The organism is Rhizobium sp. BK512 (assembly GCF_014194915.1).
GTDB lineage: Bacteria > Pseudomonadota > Alphaproteobacteria > Rhizobiales > Rhizobiaceae > Rhizobium.
The window spans coordinates 123,572-137,734 of sequence record NZ_JACIAS010000005.1; the positions used below are offsets into that span (position 1 = coordinate 123,572).

The 14,163-nt window shown below is 60.7% G+C and carries 9 protein-coding genes; 2 read left to right on the plus strand and 7 right to left on the minus strand.

What is annotated here, in order from left to right:
• Window positions 1-25: 25 nt before the first annotated feature.
• Window positions 26-994, minus strand: coding sequence for a substrate-binding domain-containing protein (locus FHX06_RS18635; RefSeq protein WP_183880401.1), 969 nt, complete (start codon window positions 992-994; stop codon window positions 26-28).
• Between the two features lie 243 nt (window positions 995-1,237).
• On the opposite strand from FHX06_RS18635, the gene FHX06_RS18640 reads away from it, so the two are divergent.
• Window positions 1,238-2,311, plus strand: coding sequence for a LacI family DNA-binding transcriptional regulator (locus FHX06_RS18640; protein WP_113212368.1), 1,074 nt, complete (start codon window positions 1,238-1,240; stop codon window positions 2,309-2,311).
• Between the two features lie 159 nt (window positions 2,312-2,470).
• Here the strand turns inward: FHX06_RS18640 and FHX06_RS18645 are convergent, their stop codons facing one another.
• Genes FHX06_RS18645 through FHX06_RS18670 form a run of 6 tightly spaced genes read right to left on the minus strand, consistent with a single transcriptional unit; the run spans window position 2,471 to window position 11,918 of the window.
• Window positions 2,471-4,264, minus strand: coding sequence for a GMC family oxidoreductase (locus FHX06_RS18645; RefSeq protein WP_183880403.1), 1,794 nt, complete (start codon window positions 4,262-4,264; stop codon window positions 2,471-2,473).
• A gap of 2 nt (window positions 4,265-4,266) precedes the next feature.
• Complete coding sequence (locus FHX06_RS18650) at window positions 4,267-7,056, minus strand: hypothetical protein (RefSeq protein ID WP_183880404.1); 2,790 nt, start codon at window positions 7,054-7,056, stop codon at window positions 4,267-4,269.
• Window positions 7,057-7,072: 16 nt separating this feature from the next.
• Entirely contained in the window at window positions 7,073-8,548 is a 1,476-nt protein-coding gene (locus FHX06_RS18655) for a c-type cytochrome (protein ID WP_183880406.1), read from the minus strand.
• Window positions 8,545-8,976 carry a hypothetical protein gene (locus FHX06_RS18660; protein ID WP_183880408.1) on the minus strand — a complete coding sequence of 144 codons (432 nt, stop codon included), beginning with the start codon at window positions 8,974-8,976 and terminating at the stop codon, window positions 8,545-8,547. The genes FHX06_RS18655 and FHX06_RS18660 overlap by 4 nt, the downstream gene beginning before the upstream one ends.
• Window positions 8,973-10,499, minus strand: a complete 1,527-nt coding sequence (locus FHX06_RS18665; RefSeq protein WP_183880410.1) for a cytochrome c — start codon at window positions 10,497-10,499, stop codon at window positions 8,973-8,975. Before FHX06_RS18665 ends, FHX06_RS18660 begins: the two co-directional genes overlap by 4 nt.
• A gap of 33 nt (window positions 10,500-10,532) precedes the next feature.
• A complete protein-coding gene (locus FHX06_RS18670; protein WP_183880411.1) occupies window positions 10,533-11,918 on the minus strand; it encodes an NADH:flavin oxidoreductase in 1,386 nt (461 codons plus the stop codon).
• A gap of 509 nt (window positions 11,919-12,427) precedes the next feature.
• Here FHX06_RS18670 and FHX06_RS18675 point away from each other — a divergent pair.
• Entirely contained in the window at window positions 12,428-14,161 is a 1,734-nt protein-coding gene (locus FHX06_RS18675) for a hypothetical protein (RefSeq protein ID WP_183880412.1), read from the plus strand.
• Window positions 14,162-14,163 lie beyond the last annotated feature (2 nt).

The window sequence follows — 14,163 nt, forward strand, 5'->3', positions numbered from 1 at the left end:
ACCCCGGGCTTGGGTCCAGGGAGGATTAGAGGCCCATGCCGACAAGCTTGTCGATGCTGTCCTTGTTGATCGCCAGCAACTGGTCGACGACGATGGTGTTGCCCTCGGGGTTGATCTTTCCAAGGCCCTCGATGTCGTCGCCGGCCTTCGGCGTCTCACCCTTGGAGATACGATCGGCAAGCGTCACGAAGACTTCACCGGCCTGCTTGGGGTTCCACATGAAGCCACCAGTCAGCGCACCGGACTTGATGAGCTTTGCCCCCTGCCCGGGAGAAAATGGACCGATCACGAACACCTTGCCGTCCTTGCGGCGCTCTTCGACAGCACGACCCGCACCGATCGGCCCCTGCGAACCGAAGGCGAGGAACCCCGTCAGATCAGCGTTGGCCGCCATCAGGTCGAGCGCGGTCGAGCGGCTCTTGTCGACGTCTTCAGCCACCCCGTAGCGGTCACCGACAAGCTTCATGTCCGGGTAGTTCGCCTTGATATAGGCGATTGCGGCATCGGCCCAGGCGTTGTGCAGGGGCACGGTGAGCGAGCCGACAAATACGGCATACGATCCCTTGCCGCCCATCTTCTCAGCGAGCAGCTTGCCATGCGCCTCGCCGAAGCCCTTGGCGGAGGCCAGTTCGAAATCCCAATCGGCGCCGACCTGCTTGGGCGATTCATGGGTAATGACCTTGATACCGGCCTCCTGGGCCTTCTTGAGAACAGGTTCGAGAACCTTGGCATCATTCGGCACGACGCCGATGTAATCGACCTTCTGAGCAATCAGGTCTTCGATGGCGCGAACCTGCAGCGCAGGGTCGGCACTGGTCGGACCAACCATGAAGCCTTTAACGCCGAGCTTGGCACTCTGCTCCTTGATGCCCGCCTCCATGGCATTAAACCACGGGATGCCGCCGATCTTCACCACGACACCAATCTTCGGACCAGCAAAGGCCGTTGACGCGAGCAAGGACAAGCCGAGCGTGATCGCAAATAGCTTTTTCATTGGGTATTCCCTCCTCCACTGAGCCGGCAAGGAAGCACCGTTCGCGAAAGCCCCATGCTCTCGCGCTCAACGTTAGCCCCGCATTGCGGAACTCCTCCCTGTCGCTTTCCTCAAAGCCCCATCTCCATGCACAATCGGTCTTGCATTTATGCACCATCGATGGTGCAATTACCCTACCACGGAAAAGACTTTCGTCAAGAGGACTGCTGATCTAGAGAGAAAGAGCCACTGGAAGGTTTGCGGATGTCTGAAAAAGAACGAAAAAAAGCAACTATTTATGATTTGTCCGTCGTGTCAGGAGCATCCCCGTCGACAGTGGCCTCGGTGCTAAACGGCACATGGCGCAAGCGGCGCATCTCCGAGGAGACCGCCGCCAAGATACTGTCGCTGGCCACAGAGCATGACTACAAGGCGAACCTGCAGGCTCGCGCGCTGCGCAGTTCCCGTTCGGGTCTGGTCGGGTTGCTTTTGCCCGTCTACGACAACAGGTTCTTCTCGTCCATGGCGCAGACCTTCGAGAGCGAAGCGCGAAAGCGGGGCCTTGTGCCTATGGTTGTCTCAGGCCGCCGCGACCCCCAGGAAGAGCGCCGTACGGTGGAGTCCCTCATCGCCTATGCGATCGACTCGCTGTTTATCGCCGGAGCAACAGATCCGGATGGCGTCCACGAGATCTGCATGCGTGCAGGGCTGCCTCACGTCAACATCGATCTGCCAGGCAAGTTCGCGTCATCCGTGATTTCGGATAACCGTCAAGGCGCTGAAGCGTTGACTTCGGCCATCATTCGCCATGCCGAAACATTAGGACCACTGCACGCCGGCGATGTCTACCTGTTCGGCGGCCGCAACGACCACGCCAGTCGGGAGCGTATCGCCGGTTTCCATGCCGTCAAGCAATCCGTATTTGGAGCGGTCACAAAAGGAGATATCGAGATCACAGGCTACTCGCCTGGCGCGACGGCGCTTGCGTTCGACCGTTTTTTCGACAAGCACGGCAGGCTGCCCAGATGCTTTTTCATCAACTCGTCCATCAATTTTGAAGGGCTATTGCGGTTCATGGGGCGCCACGACGGAGAGGCGTTCGGAGACATCGTCGTCGGATGCTTCGACTACGATCCGTTCGCTTCATTCCTACCCTTTCCCGTTTACATGATCAGACCGAATATCTCGAAAATGCTCGAGCGGGGTTTTGACCTTCTCGAAGAGCCGAAGCCTTTGACGATCATGATCGAGCCGGAGCTGGTTCCTCCCCGCACCGCCTTGGAAGGCCCGCTTGATGCACTCAATGATCCTTCCCCGCCATTTGTGTTTGCCGAATGAAGCACAGCAACGACAATGACGAGACCCTGCAGGATTTCCATCAGCGGGTCGAACAGGATACCAGGGATAGGGCGATCCATCCGGCAAAGCCGGTCACCCGGAGAGCATACCAGATGCTGGTTTCCAATGGGGCTGGTGTTCGTTCATGGCCGTGCTCCGTCAGCTATCGGCAAGAATGACGTCAGCCGCCTTCTCGGCGATCATGTAGACCGCCGTGGCAAGGAAGTATCCGGGAATTCGAGGGAAGACCGAAGCATCGACGACGCGCAGGCCTTCGATACCGTGCACCCGGAAACGGCTGTCGAGCACGCCGCCATCTTCCCGAGGACCGATGGCGCAAGTGCCGCAGGCATGGTGGCCCCAGGCATTTTCGGCGACGTAATTCCGAAGCGCCTCGTCGCTCTCGTTTTGCCGGCCGGGCTCCTCTTCGCGAGCGATAAGATCGTCCATGGCATCGTTGACCTTCCTGACGAAGCGAATGGCATGAACAACGGCGTCGAGGTCGAGGTCGTAATTGCCGGTCCCCTCGGAGAAGGAATGGAAGACGACGGCAGGCAGGACAGCGGGATCGGCGCTTCTCAGCCGGACCGTTCCGCCCTGATTTTCGGTATAGGCCTTGAGGATCGCCCAGGTCATGTAATCCGGCTTGCGGATGCGCGCGGAATAATCCGGATAGTAACCGCGGAAATCGGCCAGCAACGAGAAACAATGCAGGTCGGGTTCCGTCAGCGTGTCGCGGGATTTGAGCGTCAGGGAAAACATGACGCCGTTGCTCGTATAATTGCCGATGCGGAACCTGCGCCATCGCCTGTAATGAGCGTCGCGCGTCGTATAGGTCACGCCCTTGAGCGCCGACCAAGGTTCGTTCATCCGACTGACGACGCCGACCTCATAGCGGTCCTGCAGATTCCGCCCGACGCCTGGAAGCGCTTCGACGACACGGATCTTGTGCTTGCGCAGATGGACGGGATCGCCGATGCCGGAGAGCATCAGAAGCTGCGGCGTGGCGAAGGCGCCGCCCGACACAATGATCTCGCGCCCGGCCCGGATGACCTGCTCACGTCCCTCACCGTCGACGCAGCGGACCGCCACCGCCCGCTTGCCGTCAAATTCAATGCGCGTGACCGTGGTTTTCAAACGAAGCGCCAGGCGGTCCGGGTGCCGCTTCAGCACGTCGAGTAGCCGCTCACGCGGCCCGTGCCTGGTGTGGCGGCGCGTCGAAAGTGGCGTGACGCGCACGCCACAGGCGCCGACATTCCAGTTGCGGCTGTCGTTCGGGTCGATCTCGGTCGTCTCCCAGTCGGAGCCCCTCTTGCCGAAAGCATCGGCGGCTGCGCCGACGCTGCGCAGCAGTGCCCGCCACAGCGGCCAGTCTCGCAGGACCCTGAGCGGCAGCGCCCGCTCCGTCGTCATCCACCCCCACCATCCGTGGCCGGTCGGATTGAGGCCCGTTGCGGCGGCGAGCCATCGCCACAGGAAGAAGCGGTAGCGGCAGCGTTCGATGCGCTCGAAATAACCCTGCATGTGCGAGGCCTTCCAGCTCTCGTCGCCGGTGATCGCAAAGATGTGGTTCCAGTCGCAATGATTGGGCCTCACGATGATCATCGCATGATGGGCAGTGCAGCCGCCGAGCCCACGCACACGCGGATAGAGCACGCCGTCCTTTTCTTTGCAGTAACGCCAGTCGCGCTCCTGCATCTCCTGGTTTTCGTAATGGCGCACCCAATGGTTCTCGGCCATGCCGGGATGTTCCGAGGCAAAGGCGTGAAAGGCCGGCACGCGGGAGGCATCGGCAAGGGGCATGTCGGAACTGTCGTCCACTTTGGCGAGCGGATCGCCACCGGCCTCGATGACGAGTACGGTCCGCCCCTCTTCGGCGAGCCGCGCGGCGACGACGGCGCCGCCCGCTCCGCTGCCGATGACGATATAATCGTAGGTCTGCCCGCCGGACATGGTCAGAACTGCTTCAGATAGGAGATCAGGGCGTTCTTGTCCGATTGCGGAAGATCGGCGCCGAATGTGTGCCCGCCATTGACGACATAGTCAGGACATTTGCTCAAGCCTACAAGGCGATCGACGAGCCTGGTGTCTCGCACCACTTTCTCGGCCTTGGCGAGCACGGCGGGATCGGCAAGCTCTTCCGGCGTGCATTGACCGCCGAGCTCGGAGAAGGCCCCGATCAGCGCCGGGCCGTTGGCGATCAGCCTCTTGTAGCTGGCGAACTTGTCCTCCTCGTCATTGTCGGGCAGCAGCTCGGTATTGGTCAGCGCGTTGACTGGGAAACCGGCCGGGAACGGGCCGATAGTGATCGAGCCGTCCTTCTTGAAGGCCCAACCGGCAACTCGGCTCAACAGGCCGGTGAAGGGCCGCACCTTATCGGGCACGAAGCCCGGCGGCACAATCAGGCAGGAGGGAGCGCTCGTCCGGTAGATATAACCGGGCACCGGCGCCTCAGTCATCTTGTCCATGCGGCGCGTCTGCGGCGAGAGCATCTGGCGGATCGACCGATCGAAGACCGCAAGCCTGTTTTCGATGCAGGGCATATAGGGATCGCGGGCGTCCGCCGCCGGACAAGAGGTGCCTCGCCCGGTGCCGTAACCGCCGGCATAGTCCTGATTGTAGTAGTCGGTCCCGTAATAGCTGTCTTCGTGGCCAACCGAATTGTTGAGCAGGAAGGGCGCTGTCGACCAGAGGCTGACGAGTGAGGGCGGCCTCAGATAGCCGCGCCCGTTGCCTGCCGCCTGCAGCGGCGTCGCCGCCCCTGAAACCGGATGATTGACGGTCACCTCATACGGTGGTGGCAGCGATTTGTAGGTAGAAGAGGTGAAGTTGTCCCAGATATCGCCCGAAAGCCCATTGGTGGCGATCGCGCTGCAGGCATTGGTGCGCACGACATCCATCGGCACGCGCCGTTCCGTGGAAAGGTAATTGCCGTCGAGGAAGTCCTTTCCATCAGCATCCTTCTCGGTGACGAGCTTGACCATGCCTGCCTTGAAGGCATCTGACTGGGCCCAGGCCCAGTAGCGATCCCAGCATTCGCGATAATGCGGGCCGGACCCGCCGCCGGCGCATATGCCCTCATCGACGCCGAGATCCGGTGCGGGCACCGGCTGCTTGCTCGAATGGCAGGCCGCGCAGTTTTCGGCAAAGACGATCTTGCCGCGCTCGACCTCGACCGGATTGCGCGCTTCGAGCACCTTTTCCCCGACCGGCGTATCCTTCAAATGATCGGCGCGGGCGGCAACCAGGAAGAATATCGCCATGTCTGGTGTCATCGCCTCAGTCGCCTGCCAGTAGACCGAATTCTTCTGGGCATCGGCAATGCGGATCGGTGAGATCTTCTGCCCACCGAGGAAGGGGCGGAAATGCAGCAGCCATTCTTCGCTGAAAAGGCCGATATTGAGATAGACGCGGTTGAGCGCACCGAGCGTGCCGACGGAATCGGCGCCGTCCTTCAGGACGCGCATCGAGGCAACGGTGCCGGTCGCCTTGTCGTAAAGCGAACCGAAGGCTGCGGTCTGCGGATAGTCCTGCGCCTGCTTGTTGTCCTTCTCGTCCCCCTTGATGATTTCCTTGCCTGTCTTCGCCCCGATGCGCAGCCGCTCCAGGACGTCGTAGACGGCGTTCATGGTGCGGGGATTGTTCATGTAATCGCTCGAGACCAGCGACGTATCGAGCGAACCCGGCGGGTTCGTGTGGAAGAGCTGGAAGAGGAAGTTGCCTTCGTTCTGGGCCGGCTCCCCCGGCTTTGCGCGCGGCTTGGTGTTCCAGAAGAAGATGCGGTCGACCCAGAAATACTGGGCGCCGGGATTGGAGGAGATTTCAGAAAATTCGGGGCTCTCGACATTCTTCGGCGGATTGATCGGGTTGGGACCGACATGGCAGAAGGCGCAGGACATCCCGACGCGATAAGGTCGCACGAGATCCTTGTCGTTGTAATAGGACGGATCGGTGTAGTAGCGCAGCGCATCCCAATGTTCGGCGGCCTTGCTGTCGAAATCGGGGTTAGGGAAGAGACGCAGGCCCATGACGCCTGTCGGCTCGCCATAGTAGGAGCCGACCGGGATTTTCTTCTCTTCGCCCTTCACCTTGACCGTGGTACCGCGCGAGCCGATCTGCACGCCGGGATAACGGGCATCGGCCTCGGCATTTCCGCCGAAACTGTCGGCGGCGCAGTCCTTGTCGCGCTGATCGAGCCACAGGCCCCAATGATCGGGATCGGCGCTCTTCGCGGCCGTGAAGCAGGGCTCATTGACGAGCCCGAGATAGCGGAAGCGATTGTCGCGGCCATATGCCATCGTCGGATGGGACGAAATGGTTTTCAGAAGATCGAAGGAGCCGATCGTGGCACGGGCGGCGAAATCCCAGAACTTGTCGTTACCGCCGGTCCAGACGATCCAGGCATTCTGCCCGCGGATCGCCGCCTTGCGGACGGCCTCCGGATCGAGGCCGGTGGCGGTTGCGACCTCCTTGATCTCGGCGGGATAATCGACGCCGGCTGCCGGCGGCAAGAGCAGGCCCTTGTCCATCGCCGCAAAGTAAGGCTCGCTCGCCCCTGGAAATTCCTCGACCTTACGGTGGACTTTCTTCGCCTCATCCTCGACACGGCCGAACTGGCCGGAATCCGGCTCAATCAGCCACCAGACGATGAGCGCAACCCCGACGATGGCGACGACGGCAAGAGTGACGACCGCCACCACGATCCAGGCGAGAAACCGTACGATGCGCTGTCTGACGTTTGCCATCGATCCCTCCTGATGGTCAAAGTGTCTTGAGATAGGAAAGCAGCTGCTCCTTCGCCTCCTGAGGCAGATCCGTGCCCCAGAGGTGGCCGCCATTGCCGTTGCCCGGCTGGCTCGTATCGTAAAGCGTGCCGTACTGTTGCCCCGCTGTGTCACGGCCGCTCACGAAGCCGCCGTTCTCGGCATCCACCAGATCGTAGCCGCGGTAGAACTGTATCGGCCGCTCGGCAGGTGGAAGCAGCAGGGCGCGCAATGTCGGGACGCTGCCATTGTGCAGGTAGGGACCGCGCAGCCAGAGACCTTTGAGACTCGTCGCGACATACCCGTCAGTCTTCTGGAAGTTGGTAAAACCCCAGGCATAACCGGGATCGTAATCCGCGTAGCGGTCGCGGGCCGCGGGGCTCCACATGTCCAGGCGATGGCGGTCCGTGCCGAGTTCGACGATCGAGATCGGGGTCCGGTAGCGCGCACCCTTGGCATCGTGGCAGACGGCGCATTGCGCCAAATAGATCGCTCGGCCGGCGTCTACCGCCGCCGCATCGACATGATAGGAATCGGCTTCTGGCTTGAGCGGAGAAAAGGGCGACGGCGGCGGTCCCTGCAGGCGAATGAAATCGGTAATGCGGCGAAGGCCCTCTTCCGTCCCCCCGTAGGATTTGTAGGTCATGCCGTCACCGATCGCACCGGAAACTACGGTCTCGTAGAGGTCGGTCTGCAAGCCGTCCCAATGGAGCGAGAAACGGCGCGTGTTGGTGGCGGCGAGATCGGCAAGCGACCACAGCGGCATCATGTCGGAATTGCCGATCGTGTGATCGTCGGCCAGTTCAAGATTCTGGAACTTGACCGGATTGAAGGGATCGATCCGGCCAGGACCCCAGTCCGGCCGATCCTTCATCCAGGCGAAGCGTCGCCCCTGTTCCTGCAGGGCCGACCGGGTCGCTGGGATCAGGACGAAACGATAGAGCGCCCGTTCCCAGAGCGGCATGTCGTAGATCCTGCCGATCTCCGCCATCACCCCGTCGGCGGTGAACCGCGGATCGGCGCCGACGGCGATCAGGAAGCGGATATAGGCCTGCGGATTGACCCTCGTTCCCGGCCCTGCCTCGACCAGCCGCGCCGGCTCGTCGGCGCGAAGCCGGTAGCTGCCCTGGTGGCAGAAGGCGCAGTTCGGCGCGACGCGCTCGATGACGCCGAGCGTCCTGACCGAAAGGCCGACCGGAACCTCGTCGCCGGCCCGCCAATAGAGGCCGAAGGCGCCGTAGCCATCGGCATTGGCGGGCAGATGCTCGGGAAAGAGCTGCGGCAGGACGCGCCAGATCCAGTAGGGAATGCCCTGCGCTTCTTCATTGCCAATCGAACCGTGATTGAAAACCTCCGCGAGATCGTTCGTCCGCGGCTGGGCCACCGGCCGGAAGAGCAGGAAGAACAGCGCGAAGGCGCCGACGACGAGCAGGACCAGAACGCCGAAAAGCCATTTCCAGAAGACGCGCCTCATGCCGGTCTCCCTTCGGCGATATTCTGTTCGAGCCGCAGGATGCGCAGGAGACAGAAAAGCGTCGCGATGCCGACCGATCCGTCGAGGAAGACGCCGGCGAGATAGCCGAGCGGCTGATCGAAGACGAAGACGGCAAGAAAGAAGAAAACCGTGCCGAGCGTACGGGAGGGGAAGACCGCGAGCCAGGCGAACACGCGGTAGCGGTCGATATCAAGCGTCGCCGGGATGTAGAAGATCGATAGGATCCCGAGCAGCAGACCGGCAAATCGCGGCCAGATCAGCTGGTTGACGGTAATTCCGAAGAGGCCGAGGATCCATTCCGGACAGAAGATGAGCGGCAGGACGAAGGCCAAGTTCAGAAGGATGCCGATCCACACGAGGACCGCATGCCGTGCCTTCCATTTGCTGAGCGAGCGCGACTGGGTCATAGCGTTTTCATATATTCGACGAGGGCGTCTTTTGCCGCGTCCGGCAGCTCGGTGCCGTAGCGATATCCTTCATGGCCCGCATTGCCATTGCCGGGCCGCGTCGTGTCGTAGCGGAAGAGATCCCCCCCGGCCGACTGATCCGAGCGGTAGCCCACCCTGGCGAGATCGAATTCGTCGCTGCCACGAAACCAGACGGGCGGCCGCCTGGTGCTCGGCTCGAGCAGATCGCGTAGCGTCGGCACCGAGCCGTTGTGCAGATAGGGCGAGCGCGCCCAGATGCCGTCGAGCGGGTGGTTGGCATAGCCGTCCGTCTTGTGGAAGCGGCTGAAGCGCCAGGGATAGCCGGCGTAAAGCAGGTTCTGCTCAGCGGCAAAATTTGCCGTATAGGAGGTCCAGCGTCCGGCATCGGTGCCGATATCAGCGAGCGGAACCGTCTTGCCGAGGCGTGTGAAACGCCGCCTGTCGTAGCTGTAGTCGTTCGCATCCTTGAAGCCGTGGCAATCGGCACAGTAATGCAGGAACAGCGTCTTGCCCTCCGCCACTTTCGCTTGATCGATCTTGGCTGCGGAGGGGAATGGGGGCGAAGGCAGATCCCACATCCAGCCCTCGATGCGCGCGATCGATGCCCGGTCGACCGTCACGGGCGTCACGCCGGCGCCGAGTGCGGCGCTCAGGTTTCGTTCGGCGACGGAATCATTGTTGCCGTCCCAATGGAGGTTCATGCCCTCTCGGGGGCGCTGGCGCCAAATGGCGGGATAGTCGGAAGAGCCGTTCAGCGCCGCGCCTGATATATGGGCCTCGTCCATGGGGAAGTTGAACTGCAGCGCCTTGTAAGGATTGAACGTATCCACGCGGCCGGGCCCCCAATCCTCCTGACGCTTGACGAAATCGAGCTGGGTGCCGAGATCGAGGAAGGCGCTCTTGACCCTTGGAAACACCACGTAACGATAGATCAACCGCTCGAAGACATTGAGGTCGCCTCCAACCTTGGGGCTATCGATCGTCGCAATCAGCGTGTCGGCGGTGAAGCCGGGATCGCGGCCGACGTCGATGAAGAAACGGATGAATTCCTGCAGACGCAGATTGTTGGACGGCGCGCCGGCAATGAGGTGGCGAACCGGATCGCCGGGCAGACGATAGGTGCCGACATGGCAGACGGAACAATTGAGCCAGACCCGCTCGACGCCTGAGACCACGCGGCGCGACACCCCGATCGGAAGATCGTCGCCCGGCTTTTCGTAGAGGAAACCGAAGCGGCTCCAGCCTTCCGGCCCGAGCTTGTCGGCATACATGACCGGCAAGGCCTTGAAGACCCAATAGGGCGGCCCCGTCGCCGTCTCGCTGCCGATCGAGCCATGCATGAAATGCTCGCTCTGACTTTTGAACGCGACGACATACTGGTTGACGAAAACCAGATAGTAGACGAGCGCGAGCAACAGCAGCACGACGACCGCCAGCCACCAGCGGCGGTGGCGGGCGACGGCGATCTCGACGGGTGTCTTGCGGTCGTTGTCGCTGCTCATGGATCCCCTCCGAATGCGCGTGCGATGCGGGCCTCAATGGAAGGTCGGCGGCTCGAAAACCGACATGACCTGCTTGATCATCTCGCTGTAGCGATCCTCGAAGGTCGCGCCGTCGAACCGGCTGAGGTCATAACAGCCGAGCGGGTTTTCGAGATCGTTGAGCAGACACTTGTTGCAGTAGGTGCATTCCTTCTCCGGGCCGTTGGCCTCGGCTAGGATCTTCGGCAGATCGTTGTTGGCGACCAGCGGGCGGGCCATGGTGACGCCGTCGCAGGCTTTCGAACGGATGGCCTCGGCGATCCTGTCGGCATGCTGGAACCCGCCGGTACAGAGCACCTTGATCGCAGGGTCGATCTTGCCGATCGCTTCGGAAACGGCGCGCGCATAATCGAGATTGATGCCCTCGATGACCTTGCCGCGACGCCAGCGCCAGAGCGCCTGGAAGGCGCGTCCCAGCAGGGGATTGGAAAAGATCGCATAATTCATCGGCGCTCGCGTGCCTTGCGAGAGCATGCCGTCGTACCAGCGATGCAGGTCGTTCAGCGGCAGGTCGCCGGCCGGATTGCGCGGATGCGGAAAGGTCGAGCCGCTGGAAACATGAAAGGAGTCGACACCCTTGCCGCCGTCGAGCAGCATCGTGCAGATCTTGACGGTCTCGTCGAGCGTGTTGCCCTTCTTTATCCAGGGATAGAGCCAGTCATTGTGGTCGACGCCGTTGATCTTCATCTGCAAATGAAAGTCCTGGCCGACCTCGCGGCGGATAGCCCTGACGATCTCGAGCACGAAACGCGCCCTCCCCTCCCAGCCGCCGCCATATTCGTCCGTCCGGTCGTTGATGCCGGAGCTCAGGAACTGCGTCAGCAGATAGCCGTTGGCGCCGTGAAGCTCGACACCGTCGAGCCCTGCCTCGCGTGCGCGCCGCGCCCCTTGCGCGAACTGCTCAACGACCTCGGCGATCTCGGGTTTCGTCATCGCCTGGGCGAGCAGTCCATGGAAGTAATCGCTCTTGTTGGTCGAGCTCAGGCCCCTGTTGAACAGGTTTTCGACGCCGCCCATGTCCTGCTGGCGGCCGGAATGGCTGAGCTGCATGATAAACCGACAGTCATGGCTGTGGACGCGGCTGCCGACCTCCCGCCAGAACGGGATCTTGTCGTCGTCGTCGATCATCGCGTAACGCACGAGGATACGGCCGCGCACCGAGACCGGGGTAAAGGATGAAATGATGCAGCCGATCCCGCCGCGCGCGAACTTCTCCTCCCAGTTCAGCCGGGCATTGCCGCCGTGGCCGTTATAGTCGTCGAACTGGCCTGATATGTTGGATCGGAAGAGCCGGTTCTTGACCCTCAACGAGCGAAATTTCAGCTCGTTGAAGATGAGGGTCGCGTTGTCGGCGTGTGTGTACTGGCTATCTGGGTGCATGCAGGGCCTTCCGAATGACGAGCAACAGGAAAACAAAAAGCCGAAATGCAATGCGAGGTTTATAACCCCCAAGTATTATGGACGGTAATGCAATCTAATGTAGTTTGCAAATGGATTTCGGTACCGCCTATCGCAGCAATCGGCGCCCCTTAGGTATTAGAGGACGAAGCTGCAGGCACTTACATTCACAACGTTGGTCGTGTCCGGCATGACCGTAAGCTGCGCATTTCATGTCGAAGTATTTGCGTTCGCTTCAGAAGCGGTAGCACGTTCTGCAAGAGAAGCCGCAGCCGGTTCGGAGGTATTGAGCGCCTATATCGCCAACCATTTCGCTTCGACGCCTGCATCGTCGCGCATTCACGCGGCCTCGATCTGAGGCGGATATCGCTTGACAAAATCCGACGACTGACTTTACTTAAACTTGCAATTTTTCTTCATGACATGGATTAGATGAACGCGTGCCGGCCGTGCACGCATGTCGATTCAGGTCGTCTGGCGGGGGGGCTGGAATGCGGAAGTTGCTTGTGATTTTCTTCCTGTTCTTCGCGATGTGTGGAGGCGTTGGCGCTCAACAGACGTGCCAGGGCCAAGGCAGCGCGTCGTGGCGTGGTCTGAATATAAACCAGACAAGCTGCGACAATTGGAACGGCGGCTTCATCCCTCAAGCCGGCGAATACTACGTCGCTCTGACGTTCCGTTTCGAACTTAAGTCGAGACCGCCGGGATCGCGAAGCACCGCGTCGATCGGCGCGATGTTCAAACGGATTTTCACGTCGGCAGACACCGATGAAATCACGATTTCGGTGGCACCGCGGTTGGGTGGCTACGTATCGACCGAGCGTCCAATCTATTCTTACATGGCCAACAACACCGAGCGCACGTTCGGCACCAATAGCGATTTTGAGTTCAGCACGCCGTATATACGCTACGACAACGACCCTCTGAGCTTCGTCCTGAAGGCCCGTGCGACGACCAAGGCGAACTTCGATGTGAAAGCCCTGCTGGATCGCGTTAAGCCGCTCATAGACGTCGCCGGAGGAGGAGTTATTTCGGAGGCGGCAAAACCCGCGCTGGACGCAGCGACCGAAATTACCGACAGCATTCTCACCTCTTACTATAGCTTCGAAGAGTCATCGAACGCGACCTTCGGTTTCGCCGAGAGATCGCGTGACGGTGTGATCAAACGCGTTCTCGTCCTCACCACTCCGCAAGGCGATGATGAGGTGGGCACTCTGACCGCAACTGTAAAGTTCCGGAGATCGATGGTCGCCGGCAACGACATAGGTTGGAGCGAGCTAACCCGGGATCTGCCCGCACCGGACTATTCGAACGTCAATACGAATATGCTGTCGATCCAAATGCCGGCAATCGGGGATCAGAAGAATACCCTGTTCTCCAGCCTTGCCGCGGATGACGATAAACGCGCGATGCTTTCGAAAGTCGCATACGGAACAGGCCCGATCGTCGAAAACGACTGCCGGCAGCTTCGGCAGACAATTTTCAGCAATTTCGGCTTTAATGACATCGACACGCTCCGGACAATTTACGAATTGCTGGAAATGGGCGGAAGGCAGGACCTCTATACCCGCGGCTCGAGGACGTGCTTCCAGGGGCGCGATTGGAACAAGCTATCGGACTTCAAGATAATTCCCGACGATCTTGAGGTTCTTCCGGATAAAAGGCTCATCGATTATTTCGCGACGGGCTTGCGTCTCGGCTTCAAGCCAAATTCGATCTACCTGGAACAGATTGCCGACAATCTCGAGCAGGTCGAGGACAATACCGGAGAAGCCGTGCTTTCGTGCACGGGCGTCAACAAGTCGAGAACGGAAGTCGCGGCCTGCCTGGACGGGTTCAGGCTCAATCGATACTCCGTCACCTCAGCAGAACAGAGCCCGATCACAATTGTAGCCACACGTCGGAGCCAGATACTGGACGCTTTGGCAAACGTCGCCACCGAACCTCCGATCGTGCCCGCGTCAGGTTCGGCCACAGGCTCGCAAAGCAACACGTCGACGACAACATCGATGACGGACGCAAAGGCAGCGGCGAAAATCCCCGATCACATTTACCGCTTTCTACTCTTCTACGACGGAAACAAGAGAATACGGCAGATCACACTGGAGAAAGCCAGGCGGGAGAACGTCGGATCTGACCTGGTCGAACAGCTATCCTTTCCCTGTTGGATTGCTGCTGCCGGCCAAAGTCAGTCCTGTGCCGATATTCCTGCCGACCAGCGTTAATC